This is a genomic window from Streptomyces kurssanovii, assembly GCF_040677245.1.
Classification (GTDB): Bacteria; Actinomycetota; Actinomycetes; order Streptomycetales; family Streptomycetaceae; genus Streptomyces; species Streptomyces kurssanovii.
In genome coordinates, this window is sequence record NZ_JBFAQK010000006.1 from 36,942 (window position 1) to 52,764 (window position 15,823).

15 protein-coding genes and 3 pseudogenes are annotated in these 15,823 nt (G+C 69.0%); 6 read left to right on the forward strand and 12 right to left on the reverse strand.

Annotated features, from left to right (window positions below):
* Positions 1 to 204 precede the first annotated feature (204 nt).
* A pseudogene (locus AB0K36_RS07010) lies at positions 205 to 462 on the forward strand (IS5/IS1182 family transposase); the annotation flags it as partial.
* Positions 463 to 490: 28 nt separating this feature from the next.
* Here the strand turns inward: AB0K36_RS07010 and AB0K36_RS07015 are convergent.
* The 6 genes from AB0K36_RS07015 to AB0K36_RS07045 all read right to left on the reverse strand — a co-directional run bounded on the left by AB0K36_RS07015 (position 491) and on the right by AB0K36_RS07045 (position 5,613).
* Positions 491 to 1,096, reverse strand: a complete 606-nt coding sequence (locus tag AB0K36_RS07015; protein ID WP_364589373.1) for a hypothetical protein — start codon at positions 1,094 to 1,096, stop codon at positions 491 to 493.
* Entirely contained in the window at positions 1,093 to 2,358 is a 1,266-nt protein-coding gene (locus tag AB0K36_RS07020) for a DUF7224 domain-containing protein (protein ID WP_364589376.1), read from the reverse strand. Before AB0K36_RS07020 ends, AB0K36_RS07015 begins: the two co-directional genes overlap by 4 nt.
* A gap of 3 nt (positions 2,359 to 2,361) precedes the next feature.
* Entirely contained in the window at positions 2,362 to 2,748 is a 387-nt protein-coding gene (locus tag AB0K36_RS07025) for an ATP-binding cassette domain-containing protein (protein WP_364589777.1), read from the reverse strand.
* A 1,114-nt stretch (positions 2,749 to 3,862) separates the two neighbouring features.
* Complete coding sequence (locus AB0K36_RS07035; protein ID WP_364589379.1) at positions 3,863 to 4,267, reverse strand: EF-hand domain-containing protein; 405 nt, start codon at positions 4,265 to 4,267, stop codon at positions 3,863 to 3,865.
* Positions 4,255 to 4,425, reverse strand: coding sequence for an EF-hand domain-containing protein (locus AB0K36_RS07040; RefSeq protein WP_364589382.1), 171 nt, complete (start codon positions 4,423 to 4,425; stop codon positions 4,255 to 4,257). Before AB0K36_RS07040 ends, AB0K36_RS07035 begins: the two co-directional genes overlap by 13 nt.
* Positions 4,426 to 4,620: 195 nt before the next feature.
* Positions 4,621 to 5,613 carry a 3-oxoacyl-ACP synthase III family protein gene (locus tag AB0K36_RS07045; protein WP_364589385.1) on the reverse strand — a complete coding sequence of 331 codons (993 nt, stop codon included), beginning with the start codon at positions 5,611 to 5,613 and terminating at the stop codon, positions 4,621 to 4,623.
* A 250-nt stretch (positions 5,614 to 5,863) separates the two neighbouring features.
* Here AB0K36_RS07045 and AB0K36_RS07050 point away from each other — a divergent pair.
* Positions 5,864 to 6,016: pseudogene (locus AB0K36_RS07050) on the forward strand (IS5/IS1182 family transposase); the annotation flags it as partial.
* A gap of 2 nt (positions 6,017 to 6,018) precedes the next feature.
* Here AB0K36_RS07050 and AB0K36_RS07055 read toward each other — a convergent pair.
* Positions 6,019 to 6,390, reverse strand: a complete 372-nt coding sequence (locus AB0K36_RS07055) for a hypothetical protein (protein WP_364589388.1) — start codon at positions 6,388 to 6,390, stop codon at positions 6,019 to 6,021.
* Between the two features lie 105 nt (positions 6,391 to 6,495).
* Here AB0K36_RS07055 and AB0K36_RS07060 point away from each other — a divergent pair, with 105 nt between their 5' ends.
* Positions 6,496 to 7,071 (forward strand): hypothetical protein, encoded by a 576-nt coding sequence (locus tag AB0K36_RS07060; RefSeq protein ID WP_364589391.1) that lies wholly within the window; start codon positions 6,496 to 6,498, stop codon positions 7,069 to 7,071.
* 31 nt (positions 7,072 to 7,102) lie between these two features.
* On the opposite strand, the pseudogene AB0K36_RS07065 reads toward AB0K36_RS07060, so the two are convergent.
* Together AB0K36_RS07065 and AB0K36_RS07070 are read right to left on the reverse strand one after the other, a co-directional pair.
* A pseudogene (locus AB0K36_RS07065) lies at positions 7,103 to 7,312 on the reverse strand (IS110 family transposase); the annotation flags it as partial.
* Positions 7,313 to 7,351: 39 nt separating this feature from the next.
* Positions 7,352 to 7,780: a hypothetical protein gene (locus tag AB0K36_RS07070; RefSeq protein WP_364589393.1), complete on the reverse strand. Its 429-nt coding sequence runs from the start codon at positions 7,778 to 7,780 to the stop codon at positions 7,352 to 7,354.
* Positions 7,781 to 8,508: 728 nt separating this feature from the next.
* On the opposite strand from AB0K36_RS07070, the gene AB0K36_RS07075 reads away from it, so the two are divergent.
* Positions 8,509 to 9,198 (forward strand): iron-containing redox enzyme family protein, encoded by a 690-nt coding sequence (locus AB0K36_RS07075; RefSeq protein ID WP_364589396.1) that lies wholly within the window; start codon positions 8,509 to 8,511, stop codon positions 9,196 to 9,198.
* A 72-nt stretch (positions 9,199 to 9,270) separates the two neighbouring features.
* Entirely contained in the window at positions 9,271 to 10,188 is a 918-nt protein-coding gene (locus tag AB0K36_RS07080) for a TauD/TfdA family dioxygenase (protein ID WP_364589399.1), read from the forward strand.
* 34 nt (positions 10,189 to 10,222) lie between these two features.
* Here the strand turns inward: AB0K36_RS07080 and AB0K36_RS07085 are convergent, their stop codons facing one another.
* From AB0K36_RS07085 to AB0K36_RS07095, 3 genes are all read right to left on the reverse strand, one after another.
* A complete protein-coding gene (locus AB0K36_RS07085) occupies positions 10,223 to 11,251 on the reverse strand; it encodes an NAD(P)-dependent oxidoreductase (protein WP_364589402.1) in 1,029 nt (342 codons plus the stop codon).
* Between the two features lie 92 nt (positions 11,252 to 11,343).
* On the reverse strand, positions 11,344 to 12,273 hold the full coding sequence (locus AB0K36_RS07090; protein WP_364589405.1) for a hypothetical protein: 930 nt from the start codon (positions 12,271 to 12,273) through the stop codon (positions 11,344 to 11,346).
* Positions 12,274 to 12,286: 13 nt separating this feature from the next.
* Positions 12,287 to 13,243 (reverse strand): FAD-dependent oxidoreductase, encoded by a 957-nt coding sequence (locus tag AB0K36_RS07095; RefSeq protein ID WP_364589408.1) that lies wholly within the window; start codon positions 13,241 to 13,243, stop codon positions 12,287 to 12,289.
* Between the two features lie 153 nt (positions 13,244 to 13,396).
* Here AB0K36_RS07095 and AB0K36_RS07100 point away from each other — a divergent pair, with 153 nt between their 5' ends.
* Positions 13,397 to 15,811, forward strand: a complete 2,415-nt coding sequence (locus AB0K36_RS07100) for an ATP-binding protein (RefSeq protein WP_364589411.1) — start codon at positions 13,397 to 13,399, stop codon at positions 15,809 to 15,811.
* The last annotated feature ends 12 nt before the right edge of the window (positions 15,812 to 15,823 follow it).

The following is a 15,823-nucleotide window of genomic DNA, read 5'->3' on the forward strand; positions in this document are numbered from 1 at the left end:
CCGGGGCTGGACCCTCGCCCTCGAACACCTCGCCACATCAGCCGCAGCCGGTTCCGAAGGCGCCGTCAGCGGAGACCAGGCAGCATTCGACCTGATGGCGTCCGAGATGCACATCGGCATCAGTCACATCACCGCCGTCAACAAGCACCTCGACGAAGCCCTCGGCTCATAGCGGAGATGACCGCCCACGCGGGAATGGTCCCGCGCAGGTTGCGGGACTGGAACGAGGCGGCGTCCGGCAACGCTTGCATGAGGTGCTGCTGGCCGAGCGCAATGCCGTCTTCCGGCTGGACCGGCCCCGCTGCGTGGTCGACTCCCCCCTACGTCAGGGCGCTAAAGGGGGAGGCAGAAGGGCCATCGCCGGTCGACCGGGGGCGGGCCGGCTCGAAGCACCACCTCATCGCCGACGGACACGACACTCCGCTCGCGGTCCTGCCGACCGGCGGCACCCGCAACGACGTTTATCGGCGTCGTCGCCCGCGCGCGGCGCTTACTGGATTCTTGCGATCAGGGGTGCGGCGCCTCTCCCGATCAGTGCTGTGACCGCCGTGCCGGCGCAGAGTGTTGCGCCTGCGAGGGCGAGTGCGGGAAGGGAGTTGCCGGGGTGGAGCAGCCAAGCCCATGGCTGTGGTCGACCTCCTGGGCCCCATCCGGCTGCTGCGCAGATGAGGGGCACGGTCGCCAGGGCGGCGCCCGCTACTCGATGGCCGAGGAGAGGGGCCAGGAGCAGTGCCATGCCGATGTATCCGGCGATATTGCGGCCGAGGACCATGGCGATGTCGGTACGCCACAGCAGGTGACAAAGGACAGCTGCCGCCATGGCTACTGCCGCTGTTCCCAGGGCCAGGCAGGTGTCCCAGGACGACAGGGGACGTGTGGAGATGCGCTCTGTGCGCTGGTCCGCGCGTGCGGCCCCGTAGAGCAGGAGGACACCGGGCACCAGAGTGATGAGGTGTCCGACGAGGAAGTGCCCTGCCTGTCCGGCTACTGCCGGGACAGGCAGCTCTGAGCTGCCGATAAGCAAACCGATCAGGAAGGTCGCGGTGGTTCCTGCGGCGAGCGCGGGCACGGCCCGCAACTTGAGCCACCAGATCATCGTGTGTCCTTGGCGATGGCGAGCTGGGGCGGTGTGCTGCAGGACTGCATGGCTTTGCGGTTGCGCTCGTACCAGTCGAGCTGGGCCTGTCGTGGTTCCTTCATGACGGCCGCGGCCATGCCGGATTCCTTGGGCCCGAATCGACCGGCGACGCTGTCGGCCGGCTCACCGGCGGTGGCGTGCAACCAGGCAGCGACCGGTGCAGCGGCTTCGATGGCCGGATACGGCTCACCGTGCAGGGCGCAGGCGGGAGGTTCGGGCAGGAGCCCGGAGACGACGCCTGAGGGGATGTCGGCGAGGCGCGGGTTGGTGGGAATGCCGAGCTTCGCCGCTCCGGCTGGCGGCTTTTGCGCCATGGTGAAGGTGTCAGGAACGCTGATACCGGCCATTCGCAGCCGCCCCACTGCCTTGGTGGTCTCGCGCTGTACGAGCGGCCGGTTGTCAACTTCGGGCCATAGGCAGATACGAGGCTGCTGTCCTTCGCAGATCAGTGCGCCGGTCTGGCGCGCCTGGACGGGCTCGGGGCCGAGGTCGCGGGCGATGTAGGCGGCGCAGCCGAACCCTGACACGACAAGGGCGACGGCAATGACCCGGGCGCGTACCTGATCTCGTCGCTGGATGATCAGCCCTGCGGACAAAGACACGGCAGCGGTGAAGACGGCGGCGCTCCAGAGGGCTCGGCTGTCGACCATGGTGTCGATGGAGCAGCAACTGTCGAGGCCTCCTCCGACGAGATGGCGAAGCCAGTAGATGCTCCAGGCGGACGGGTAGGCGTTAAGGAAGAAACCGGCGATGAGCGCGAGAGGTGCAGCCAGGACGCCGGACATGTGGCGCCCGAGGAGGTATCCGGCGAGGGTGTTGGCCGCCACGACGGCGAGGGTGATCAGGAGGATGCCGAGGTGGGGAATGCCGAAGCCGGGGTCGGTTGCTGATGCGGCCAGCAGCAGAGCGGTGCCCATGCCGAGAAAGCCCATGACCGTCACGGGAAGCAGTACGGGCAGCGTGATGGCCAGCGGGCTCCGGACGGGGGCTTGGTCGAACACTCCCCCGCGGTGCAGTCGCGCTGCCTCCCATGCTGCGCTCGCGGCGCAGGCGGCGCTGACAAACGGAAGAGCGAAGGTGGCGCTTCCGGTGGCCGAGGGCCAGTAGTGGGGAGTGACCCAGGCCGACAGGTCGTCGCCAAGAGCGACGACCACGAAGCCGAGCAGGAACGGCAGCACATAGGTGGCCGATGAGGAGCGGAGAGTCGTGCGCAGCAGCATCGGTTACGCCTCCTGGCCCACGAGACGGGCGTAAGCGGCCTCTGCTCGGCCTCGGGGGGAGTCGACTCCCTCAGCGAGGGCGTCGAAGGCGCCGGTAGTGCCTTGGAAGCGGACCGTGCCGCGGTCGAGGACCACGACATGGCTGTATAGATCGGCGAGGTCCTCGGTCTGGTGGGTTGACACGACCACCTGCATGTTCTTGCTGAGCTCTTCCACGAGCGAGCGAAAGACAGCGCGTTGCTGGGGATCGAGGCCGGCGGTCGGCTCGTCCATCAAGATCAGTTCGCTGCTGTGCGTGAGGGCTCCGGCGATACCCATCCGGCGCTGCTGGCCACCTGAGACCTGATGGCTCTTGCGGCTGCTCAATTCCGTGAGGCGGACGCGTTCCAGGGAAGTACCTGGTCACGGCGCTGGTGACGTCGAGGTAGCTGCCGTACGTGAAGCCGTCGAGTTCGAAGTAGTACGACCCACGGGACTTGTCCCCCCCACGAGACCGTGTTGCAGTAGCTGCTTCTCAGGCCTGGTCGTCATCCGGACCGAACACGTCTTTCCAAAGCCGTAGTTGGGCGGCCCCGAAACGGCCCGAGTCCGTATGTCCAGTTGTCTATGTGCGAGTTCCAGCTGCCTTCGGCGAAGGCGGGCGTGGCTCCGGCGAAGCCGAGAAGCGTGGCCCCGACCACAAGTCCACGTGCCAGACGGCGGTTCTACACGTGCATGACTTCCTCCCCTGTCAGGTGACACCCCAGTGGGTGCACATGGGCATGCGGAGGGAGGTGCGCTCGCCTCCCCCCAAGCAGCGCAAGCCGGTGCCGGCCGTGCCAGGCGATCGCCCCGCGACACTAACCTCGAGAGATCAACTGCAGAGTGCACAATCGAAGCTTTGTCTGAATCAAGCCTCTGCCCAGCAGCAGCCGAAAGGGCGGCCCGCGCGTTCAGCTCCGGAGCAAATGCGGGCCGGCCTCCCCGTGCAGCCACCCGCTGTTACAGGGTCGACGGCTGATAACTGTGGCTGACCTTGTGACGTCACCTGGTGCGCAGATGTGACTGCGTCAGGGACAGGCACCCGTAGTGCCCTGCCCCCGGCGAGAGGTCCGGCCGAAACCTTGCACAGCCCTCACGCCTTTGCTGTCCGTGTGTAGCTCATCGGGTGGCTCTCTCACCTGTCTCTGAGTGCACCGTCGTCGCTGGTTCGGCGGGGGTGCTCGCCCAAGTGCTGGCGTATGGGAGGGAAGAAGCTCGGCCCCTGCGTGCCGACCTGTGGTTCACGTCTGCGTCAGAGCCGGCGGTGGCAAGTGAGGGCTGCGGCTATGCCGACGAACGCGAGGAAGCGGTCGGGCTTGTGTTCGTAGCGGCGGTGGAATCGGCGGCAACCGGCCAGCCGATACCGGGTCTGCGGGAGCAGCCGGCCGCCCGGGCTGGCGGTAGTGCCCCGTACGGCCGGTTCGAACGGACACGAACGACCGTCCCCATTCGCACCGGTCCGTCTGGGCGACACGTTTGCTTGCTATGCGGGGTCCAGTGGTCCGAGCAGCCACACGCCGGTAGAGGTCGGTTCCTCGTTGAAGTAGAAGTCACGGATTGCCTGGAGCATGTCGTCGCGGCTGATCAGCCCGTCGGCGTCCCGATCGAGGCGGCCGAAGACCTCGCGAGCGTCCGCTTCAGGCAGCCCCATCAGGGCGCCGGACCAGCAAACCTGCTCGTCCCGGGTCAGTTTCCCGTCACCATCCTGATCAGCGATGTCCATCAGCGCATCGAGGAACGGCACGTACCCGGCGTCGAAGGAAGCGGGCGTGACCAGCAACCCTGCGGCGAACGCCGCCTGGTACTCGGCCAGGCTGATGCGCCCGTCGACATCGGCATCCGCGGCCTGTGACAAGTGATGCCACAGGCCGTCGCTCAGCTCCCGCATGTGTTTGAGCGCGGGGCTTCGGGCGCGAGCTGGAAGGCGGCGGCGAGGCGGTCGCAGGCCGACTCGAAGTCGGCGCGGTCGATATAGCCGTCATGGTTGGTGTCGAAGGTGTCGAAGCGGCGGGCGAGCTTGCGCTGCAGGAACGGGGAGATGTCCATGCCCGACACCCTGCCTGCCAGAGCAACGCCTGAAACACCACTGACGACCGGTAGTACCCATACGAGGCGCCAGATTGGACACCGGGCTACGGCCAAGCGCTCATCCGTCGAAATGCGCACGCGGTCACGGAAACCCGAATGGAGCCTGCCGTCCGGCTCCTGGTGTCACGAGTGCGAGCGCGTGGACCACGGCGTCTACCAGCTGATCAGCATCACGCCGCCGCTGGCGCCGCTGGCCATGCCGAACAGGGCCACCTGTGTGCCCGGGCGTAGCCGACCTTGGTCGGCGGCGTGGTCGAGTTGGAGGAGGAGGGTGGCTGCGCCCATGTTGCCGGAGCGGTGGAAGGTGGGCACGACCATGTCGGGCTGGATGCTGAGGCGTTCGCAGAAGGTGCGGACGAAGGGGACGGACGGCTGGTGGAGACAGACCAGGCCGAGTTCGTTCGGATCGGCGTGCTGTTCCTTCAGCCACTGCGCGGCGCGGGTGTCGATGCCGAGGAAGGAGGCGAGGAGCTTTTCGGAGTCGATGTGCAGTCCCGGCGGGCCGTCGGGGGCGTGGTGGGGGTTGAAGAGGGTGGCAGCCGGCCAACCCGCGGAGTTGGCCATGAAGGTGTGAGCGATGATGCCCGGCCGGGGGGAGGCTTCGACGAGGAGGGCGGCGCCCATGTCCCCGCCGGTCAGGGAGGCCAGGCCGGTCCGCAGGGTGGTGGGGGTCAGGTTCCATCGGCTGAGGCGGCTGAGGGTTTCCCCGCATGCGATCAGGATCCGCCGGTAACGGCCGGCGCGGATGAAGGCGTCCGCGACGTCCAGGGCGTTCAGGACGCTGTTGCAGGCGTTGGAGACGTCGAAGACCGGACAGGACAGCGCGGTCTGGGCGGCGACGATGTGGGCGTTGGCGGGTTCCTGGACATCGGCACTGACAGCGGCGAACAGCAGCAGGTCGACTTCGCCCGGTTCGAGGTCCGCCTGGGCCAGGACACGGGCGACGGCACGGGAGGCGAGGTTGGAGGGCAAGTCGCCGTCCGCGGCGACGATGCGCTCTTCCAGCCCGTAGAGCCTCCGCGGCAAGCCGGCCGGAACCCGTACACCGGGGCTGTGCTCACGCAGCCGGTCCTCGATAGCTCGCGCGCTCTGGCGGCCGTCAGGCAGGTGGACAGCGACCTGGGTGATGCGGCTGTAGAGACTCATGCCAACTCCTTCGCCATGCCAGCATGCCCCGGGGCTTTGTGAGGCAGGCCGCTGACCGTGTGTTTCACCCGGTCCGACAGCCACAGCGGTGACACGGTGTGAAGCGGCACCAGGAGACGGGCGTCGAAGCCGAAGGTGTAACGGGCCCTGGGCCAAGGGTGCTGGTGACCGGGCTGCGGCCTCGGTGCGGCCCGTCGGCGGGCCAAAGCGCACAAACGCGGCAGCTCTCCACCGGTCAGCGAGCCGTTTCAATCTGTCCCATGCGCGTATCCGCGCGGTGGGCGAGCAGGCCATGGCTGCCCTGAATCAGTGGCGCCTGCTGCGGAAACTCCGGTGCGGCACGACCCGCATCACCGACACCGTGAAGGCCGTCCTGGTCCTCCACCTTGGCACCGTGGGCTGAGCTCAACCCGCGGACCTCATCAGGGCCATCAGTTCCGCCTCGGTGGTCCCGGCCGGCACGCGCACGTCGAAGGTGTAGCCCTCATCGCAGAACACCAGGTCGAGATGCATGGGTGTCAGCCTGCGGAAGGCGATCACCAACCAGACCGCGTCCTCCTCCCACATGTCCATGTACAGGCAGGTACCGTCCTCGTGCAGATAAGCCTCACCCGGGCCGATCGTCGTATCGAGCCCCCAGATAAGACTGCGCACTGCACTACGGGCCGACGAATCGATCCCGACCTCAGCCCACCGAGCACGGATCGCCTCGGTCAGCGCACGCCGATCGACGTGCCATCCGCCCGCATCACCCTCGACCACCGCCAAGAACGTCATGGTCAGGATTTATCAGACGCCCGTAACACGGCGCTGAACAGCAGCTTCCCGAAGGTGGAGTGGGTTCGGTGACATGCTGTCGGTGGCTGCTTCTACTGTTGCCTCATGGGGAACTATTTTCAGACCGTCGTCGACCTCGACGCCACGCATGCGGACGCCCGCACCCTGGCAGACAGCGGACTCGACTGGCTGGTCAGGGAAGGGATAGTTCGGGCCGAGCTCACCGACTGTGTCCTCGGGGCGCCATCGGGGCATCCGCCCGGTCCCTCCTGGGCCAAGGCGGTCGGTCAGGAGGACTGGGAGCCCAGCGACGGACTCAGGATCGAGACCGGCCGCACCGTATTCAACTGCGGTCAGGGCGAGCCCAGGTTCGCGGTGTGCCCCCATTGTGCAGGGCGGGCGGATTTCTACACCGACCGGCTGGAGGAGATCGAGGGTGCGTGGGAACCCTTCGGTGAGGCCATCAACGCCTGGAGCGACACAGGCAGCGCGGCAGTCGCCTGCCCGCATTGTCGGTGCCCTGGTGACCTGACCGCGTGGACCTGGTCGGACGACTACTTCGCCTTCGGGTATCTCGGCTTCGAGTTCTGGGACTGGCCCGACTTCAGCCCCGGGTTCCTCGAAGGTCTCTCCCGCACGCTCGGGGGGCATCGCACGGTTCTCATGGAAGGCAAGCTCTGAGGGAGCCGGAGTTCGTACATCCTCCCCCCGCTCAACCCGGGGATGCTCGGAGCATGGCGAACAGGCCGCGATGCGTTGGCGGGCGAGGCGGAGGAGGGCCTGGGCGTGGGTTTTACGCGGGCGCGTCGCTTGCCGTAGTAGGCGCGGGAGGCCGGATTGGGGTTCGTACAGGCGAAGACGGAAAGGAACATCGCCGTTTGAGCTGCCGGTTGCAGCCTCGGGGTGCGTGTTCGCCGGTCGCAGCTTCCCCCGCAACGGGCTGCGCCTCGGCCACGGTGGCTCAGGCCTGCGCGGGCGGCGCCGGAGGTGGCGGGTTGGTGAAGGAGATGCCGGAGAAGTCACGGCCCTGCATGACCGGCCCGTGCTGAGTCCCGCCGCTGATGGTATTGCTGACGTCACCGTCGCCGGTGCGTACCAGTTTGGCCTGCTCCTGCCAGGTGGCGAGCCCAGAGCGGAAGTCGGCGTCCACGGCAGCCCGCACCGCCAAGGCCGTACTCAGCGCCTGTGCACGGGCGGGATCAGCCGGCATTTGTCCCAACGCCGCCACCTCCAGCTCCCCGGAACTCACCGCAGGAGCCGCGGCGTCGTCGCTGCCGCGGCGGAACGGCCGCCGTACCAGGGCGCCCAGCCCGGCCCACGCCTGTCGTCCCGCCTCACCACCGGCCCCGCCTGCAATCGCCGCCAACAACGCCACCGCAACCGGATCCATCCCCCGACCACCCTCCGCACGCATCCGTTCACCAACAGTGGACACGGTACGAGCAACCACGGTTGCATGACACCCCAACGGCACCTGTTGTTGGTGGGATCTCGGGGCGGCGGAAAAGTGCCTTGTGGGTGACGTCTGCTTCGCGTTGCTCGGTCCAGACCGCTCTTGGGGCAGTTCCTGGACTAAGACTGTGGCATCGCCGGGTACAGGCGAGGGGCCACAGAATGCGCCAATTCGGCACTTACCTCCCGTGAGGCATCGCCGGGCCGATAATGTGTCGAGTCCTGAATCGGGCAGAACGCCGAGGGCGGTGGAGGCATGGGTCCGGTGTCGGCAGCAGCGCCCGCGGAACTGGCAGGAGGCGCCGCCGGTGCGCTCGGCCACGACGCATCCGCGCAGGCTCCGGCTGTCAGCACCGGCGAGGCGGAGCCGATCCCGTTTCAGGGGAACCGTGGAGATACGGCGCGTACACCGGCGTTGAGCAGTCCATTGGCGACGCGCGCCGCGACGGCCCCGGAGTTCTCCGCCGACCGGCGGAAGTGGCATGAACAGACGAGATTGCTGCGACCCGGCGACGGTGACGTCCACGACATGGTCAGCGGCGGCGGCACCCGGTCCGGGCACCTGGTGCAAGGGCGGGACTGCTCCGGGTTGGCCTTCAACACCCCCGCACCGCCTCCGCCATCACCCGCCCCCGGGGCTGATACGTCGACGCAAGGCTGAGCCGATTGGAGACCACGAAGGTGGACGCCGTATACGCAACATCGCAACACCTGCGGAGCTACGTGGATCAGCACAGGGTGCTTAGCCACCCGTTCCTCGCGTTGGTGGCTTCCGGCAGGGCCGATCCCGAGCATTTTGTCGCCTGGGGGCTTCAGGAACGCCATGTGTCGTACGCCTTCCCCCGGTCCATCGGGTTATTGATCTCGTGCGCCGATGACTTCCGCATGAGGACGGTGCTCGCCGAGAACCTGTGGGAGGAATTCGGTGAGGGAAATCCCGACCAGGCCCACGCCGTCCTGCTCGACAACCTGCTCGAGTCGATGGGAGTCGGCAGGGACCGACTCGACTGCCCTGCGACCGACGGGACGCTTGCGTTCCTCACGACGCAGCGCGACCTCACGACGTCGAGTGCCTGGCGAGGCGTGGGAGCCTTCTGTTACGCGAACGAATATCTGTCGCTCGCCGAATTCCGCCCGCTGGAAGCCGCCATCCGGTCCCGTTTCCCGGCGGCCGACCTCTCGTACTTCACCGAGAACATGAAGGCCGACACCCGGCACACCGAACTCCTCGAGTCGCTGATCGACGCCGCGGCGGAAACCCCGTCGAACAAGGCGGACATCGAGTACGGCGTCAGTGCGGCGCTCGACGCGCGCTGCCGGTTCTACGACTCCCTGGTGCCGTGGGGAGCCGAGTGACGGGCCATGGCAACAGGGCGTTCCATACACATGTCGTGCAGGAAATGGCACGACCGACTCGAGGATTTGGCAGTGGCGTTGCCCGCGGTGCCGCGTCTCGACGTCGCGGCGTTCGTCCGTGCCGCCGCCACGGTGGCTGCCGCACTGCCGGGCCCGCTTCTGGAGCGTCTGAAAGCGCTGAGGACAGGGCAGGACGGCCTTGGCTACCTTCACCTGACGGATCTACCCTGCGCCCCTGGTGCGCTGCCGAGTACGCCTGACAGCCGGCCTGCCCCGGCCGAGCGGCCGCTGCTTGCCATGGAAGGCTGGCTCGTGGCGATATGCACGGCGATGGGCGTGCCCACCGCTTACCGCGAGCTGCACTCGGGCAGTCTGCTTCAGGACATCTATCCGTCGCCGCATGCCCATCCGCTGTCGGCACAGAGCTCGGCCACTCCCCTGTCCCTGCACTCGGAAATGCTTTACCACCGGTGGCGGCCAGATTTCCTGCTGCTCGCGTGCTCACGCGGGGACCACGACGGCGCTGCCGGGACGACGGTGGCGTCCGCCCGGGCCGCGCTGCCGCTGCTCGGGGCCGCCGAGCTGGAGATCCTGCGCGAGCACCGTCTGGCATGCGGCACGGACCTGGCCTTCCGCCACCCGGACGGATCGAGCCCGCAGGCGCACGTGTTGGTCGTCGACGGTGATCCCGCTGATCCTCGGCTCGCCTTCGACCGCGAATTGCTGGAACCCGGCAGCCCGTCGACTCGTCGAGCCCTGCAGGCGCTGTCCGAGGCGCTGGACAAGGTCACCGACACGGTGTGGATGCGCCGCGGTGACCTGCTGGTCCTGGACAACACCCGTGTCGTCCACGGTCGCACGGCATTCACGCCGCGCTGGGACGGCCACGACCGGTGGCTGCACAGGATGTACGCCAGGTCGGTGCCGCCGGGTTCCGCCGGCTCGGCGGCCGCACCTCCTTACCGGACCAAGCCGTTCGCGCCCTGCTGAGTCCGGCGGCTCGGCCCGCCTCGGCTCCTGGGCGCTATGCGCTGCCGCCGTGCTGCACGGCTGCCCGGCGTTCGCGGAAGTCGGGGTTGGTAACGTCGGGAGAACCGGTCCCTGACAGCACGTCGCATACCGCGCGGGCGGCGCGCATGCCGGCGCGCAGGCCCGCGTCCCGGGTGAGGAAGCCCATCTGGGGGACGGACAGAAAGCGTTGCGGGCCGAGCGCTGTGAGCGCGGCCCAGGCGTCGCCGGATCCGAGGCCGTCCACTGCGGCCCGGAGGTTTTTGTGCTCGACGGCCCAGGCGAGCGCCACAGGGTCGACGAGGTCGTGATGGCCCGTGTTCACCAGCAGGGCGTCGTCCTTGCAGATCGCCAGCTCCCGTCTGCCGAGCAGCGGCGGTTCGCCCGCAGTGGGCCCCGGGCGGTGCAGGCTGATCACGTCGGACCGGGACAGGAGGCCGTCGAGGTCGGTGTAGGCGATGCCGGTGGCGGCCTCGAGCGCCTGGTTGCGCCGCGGGGACGTGTACAGCACGCTCATGCCCAGGCCTTGGGCGATTGTGGCGACGCGTGCTCCGATCCTGCCTGCTCCGACCACTCCCAGGGTGCGACCGCCCAGCTCTCGGCCTTCGGGAGGTGCAGCCGCGGTGATCGGGGCGGCCGGGGAATGCGGGGTTCTCACAATGGCGTCGGTGAACGGGCGGGCCAGGGTGAGAGCGAGCAGGACGGTGAACTCCGCGACCGAGGCCGCGTTCTCGCCTGGTGTGTTCGCCAAGGCGATCCCCAGGTCGTAGGCCGTGCGCCAGCCGGGCAGGTAGCTCTGGAAGTCGGTGCCGACGAACGCGACGGCTTCCAGGGCTGCGGCCCGTTCGAAGTGGGCGGGTTCGGGCTCCTCGTATCCGCCGATCAGATACCCGCAGGCGCCATCGAGCGCCGCATGCAGGCCGTCCGCGCTCAGGTGGTCGTCGGTGACCTCCCGCAGTGCGAACCCACGGTCGGTGATCAGGCGACGAGCCTCCGGTGGCACCACGGTCGTTCCGGTCACCAGGACGATGAGCTGCTCGTTCATGTGCCCTCCTGTGGCATGCGGCCCCTGGTCGCCGTCATCGCTTCGGCCGGGAGCGGGGCGAATCGCCGGCGGTCGAGGACGGCATCGCGTCGTCAGCGCAGATCGAAGACGATGAGGGACAGCGGTCCGCGCCAGGTGAACTGTCCGCAGGTGATGACCCGTGCGTCGTATACCCGTCCTGGCAGCGCCGCGGCGGCCTGTTCGAGGACCTCCTCCGTCGCGTCGTGTCCGTCGTCGTCGGGCTCGTGCTCGATGACCACCGTCGCACGCTGCATCATCATGGCTGACTGGCGCAGCGTGGCCACGGTGGTTGCGGTGAAGCCCGCCTCCTCCAGGGTCGTCTCCCGCCCGTAGTCGGCGTGTGCCGCGGCGAGAATGTCGCGGGCAGAGGCGGTCAGTTGCGGCGGGGCGCCCAGCAGCGGCGACCGCCGTCCGAACTGTGGCGAGGTGTACAGCACGGCGCCTTCTTTCGGGACCTGCAGGGCGCGCCAGCCGGCCGGGGCTGTTGCGTCCGCGCACACCAGTCGGCCGGTGGCAGCGGGCGGCCGGTGGCGCGCGAGATCGCCAGCGACCTCCTCGTACCCGAGCGGAGTACCGCGCGAGGCCCGTAGCGCCAGCACGATGGCCAGGCAGGACGCGACGGTCACCTCGTCGGCGCTGCCGCACACGGGGAGCATCGCCAGCACCGACAGCAGGCTTTTGAGGTCACGGATCGGTGGCAGTCGCCTCAGCATTCGGGCATGGCCGACGGTGGCCCGGCTCTTGGCCAGGCTGACGCAGGCGAGGACGGGGTCGATCTCGATCCCGAAGAACGGCAGGTTCATCAGCCGGGCCGCCGTTGCCGAACTGCCCCCGCCGGCGAAGGGATCGACGACGGCGCTGCACGACGGGCCCACGATGTCGGAGACGACCTCCATGGTCGTGCGGACGTTGGAAGCGCTCGCCGTCTGGAACCAGCGGTCCACGGGTTCTTGCGGGTCTGGGTGGTAGCGCTCGGCGTCCAGCGGCAGGGACAGGGGCATGGCGTTCCTCTCCTCAACCGATCAGGGACTGGACCTGCCGCGCGCAACCCCACGAGAGGGTGACGCCCGAGCCTCCGTGACCGTAGTTGTGCACCACGGGAAAGCCGTGGTGGGTGCCGCGTTCCAGGCGGACGCGCGGCCGCACCGGTCGTAGTCCGACCCGGAGTTCCCTGACCCGGGCGCGACCGAGTTCCGGAAGGACGGCGGCACAGCGCGCCACGATCCGCTCGGCGGCCTCCGGGTCCGGCAGCAGGTCGCCTCTGCCGGGTCTGACCATCCCGCCCAGGACGACGTGGTCGGGGTGGGCGATCCAGTAGGTGGGGTCCTCGCTCTCGGGGAAGTCGGAGAAGAATCCCTCGATCCCGGGATTCTCCGTGATCACCAACTGGCCCCAGCTCGGCGTCACTTCCCGGTCGCCGACCAGGTCCCTGGCCCCCAGTCCGGTGCAGTTGACCACTACCGGAGCGAAGTCCAGCGCCTGGTCCAGTTCGTGCAGCGGGTCATCCAGCAGTTGGACGGTGGCTCCGGACGCGACCAGACGGTTCATCAAGTAGTCGAGGTAGACGGGCATTTCGAAGATCGGTGCCCGGTAGGTCCATCCCCAGCCGAACCCGGACGGCAGTTCGGACGGGCCGCAGGTGGCAAACCCGCTCACCGAGCGCAGCCAGGCGGGAGGCTCCGCCGGCTCGCGCGAGGCCTCGATCCCCTGGACGATGCGGACGCCGGATCGCGGGTCGGCGGCGATCGCCGTCAGGTCCGGCAGGCTGTGCAGGCTCCAGTTCAGCACCCGGGGATCGTCGAAGACGTACGGCCCCCACAAGGCCCCGGCCACCGCCGAGGTCGTACGCTGGGGTACGCGGTCGGAGACGACGGTGACCGTCCGTCCCGCCTCCGACAGCACCAGTGCGGTGGTCAGCCCCGCCACCCCGTGCCCGACCACGACGACCTCAAGATCCGCTGTGAGAGCCACCGCTCCAGATTAGGGATTCGCGCCGATCCCGGCCAGATCGACGGTCGGTCAAATACTATGCATACGCCCGCCGATGGGCGCTTGAGCTGGTTGACTGGGAGGAGGACTCCGCATGGGCGGTGGTCAGCTGCTTGCGACCGGGAGGCCATGCCGATGGAGGGCGCCGAAGGGCGGGCCGGGAGCAGTCCCGACCGGTCCGGGACGACGCGCTCGGAGTTGTCCGGCAACGCCTGGGACGTGGTCCAGGCGCGCGACGTCACGGGCGGGATCCACTTCCACCACGCGGACCGTGCGCTGGGGCAGAGCCCACGGCAGCTCCCCGCAGACGTGAGGGGATTCGTCGGCAGGCAGGCGGCACTCGACAGCCTCGACGACATCCTGACCCGCGGCGCCGAGGGATCGCAGACCGTCGTGATCTCGACGATCGCCGGCACCGCCGGCGTCGGCAAGACGTCCCTCGCAACGCACTGGGCGCACCGGGTCACGGACCGTTTTCCCGACGGCCAACTCCACGTCAATCTCCGGGGCTACGACGCGGGACCGCCCGTCACCGCCGATCAGGCGCTCGAGCGCTTCCTGCGCGCGCTGGGGGTCGCTCCGGGAGCCATCCCCGAGGACACGGAGGACAAGGCCGCGCTGTACCGGTCCCTGCTGGCCGGGCGGCGCATGCTCATCGTCCTGGACAACGCCGCAGCCGTACGCCAAGTGCGCCTGCTGCTGCCCGGGACCGCTTCCTGCATGGTGCTGGTGACCAGTCGTGACCGGCTGTCCGGGCTGGTGGCCCGGGACGGCGCGCACCGGCTGGACCTCGACGTCCTCGCCGAGGACGAAGCCGTGCGGTTGTTACGGGACTGCACCCGGGGCCACCGCGGCCCCGACCCCGAACCGGAACTGATCCAGCTCGCCCGTCTGTGCGCGCGTCTTCCCCTGGCGCTGCGCATCGCGGCCGAGCGGGCGGCGGCCAGGCCGCACATGCCGCTCAGCGAGTTGATCAGCGATCTGCAGGACGAGTCCTCCCTGTGGATAGCGCTGTCGGCGGACGAGGAAGACGACAGCGACGCGGTGCACACCGTGTTCGCCTGGTCCTACCGGGCGTTGGGCGGCGACGCCGCCCGCATGTTCCGGCTGCTGGGCCTGCACCCCGGGCCGGACTTCTCGGTACACGCCGCGGCGGCCCTGGCAGGCGTCTCCACCGTCACCGCGCGGCGGCTGCTCGACTCCCTGGCCGGCACGCATCTGATCTCCGCGTCCGCCTACGACCGCTTCCAGTTCCACGACCTGCTCAGGGCCTTCGCCTTCGAGCAGGCGGTGAGCGACGAGACGCCGGAAGGCCGCAAGGCCGCGGTGCGGCGGCTCTGCGAGTGGTACCTGGAGGCGATGGCGGCAGCGGCTGAGGTGCACGACGCGCAGTACGCCGACGACTGGCATGTGCATCCTGCGCGGGCCGACCTGCCGGGGCTTCCGGACGTCTCGGACTACGAGCGGGCCATGGCCTGGTTCACCGTGGAGACCGACAACCTGGTGGCGGTCAGCAGGACGGCGGCCGAGGCCGGCCTCCATGAGGTGGCGTGGAAGCTGCCGGCCCTGTTGCGTACGCCCTTCCTGGACCGGCATCCCGTGCAGGGCTGGCTGCCGATGGCCGAGCAGGCGCTGCTGGCCGCCCGGCGGTCCGAGGACCTGCTCGGCCAAGCCGTCACTCTCCTTGGCATGAGCATCGCGCACCGGCAGGCGCACCGTGTCACGCAGGCCGTCGAGCACAGCCGCGCGGCGCTGGCCGCGGCCCGGCAGGTCGACGACGCGTGGCAGACGATCGCCGCGCTGGTCATGCTGGGGCACGCGCTGCGGCTGGGACGCCGACTCGACGAAGCCCTGGAGTCCTACCAGGAAGCGCTGGGCATCGCCCGACGGCTGCGGCTGCGTCTGTGGATCGTATGGGGACTCATCGGACGGGCCGAGGCGCTGCTCGACGCGGGTGCCCATAGCGAGGCCCGCCAGTGCGTGGCGGCCACGCTCCGGCAGCTGCGTGAGGACGAGAGCCCCGGAGCCCGCTCGGAATGTTTGTGGGTCGAGGCGACGATCGACCGGGAAACGGGCCTCCTGGCCGACGCGGACCGGCGCATCGGCCAGGCTCTGCACCTGGCGTACGAGACCCGCAACGTCATCTACCAAGGCCAGTGCGAGACCGAATTCGGTCGGATCTGCCTCTCGGCAGGCCGGGCCGAGGCCGCGCTGGCCGCGCTTCAGCGAGCCGCGTCGATCGGCAGGCTCCTGGGTGACCAGGCGATGGAGGGGACGGCGCTCGACGTGACCGGGCTGGCTTACCAGGCGCTGGACCGGCCGCAGGAAGCCGTGCGGTTCCACCGCCTAGCTGTGACGGAGTTCCGGGAGCTCGGCGACGACTGGCAGGTTGCGGGGGCGCTGGAGAACCTGGCGACTGCCCTGGACCGGACCGGCGATCCGTCCGCGGCGTCGCACCGGCGTGAGGCGGTCGGCATACTGCGGGGCTACACCGACAGCCGGGCGAGAGCATTGTGCTCGGCTGTGATGGCCCGGCTGCCTGCCGGGTGAGGGCAGGCGCGG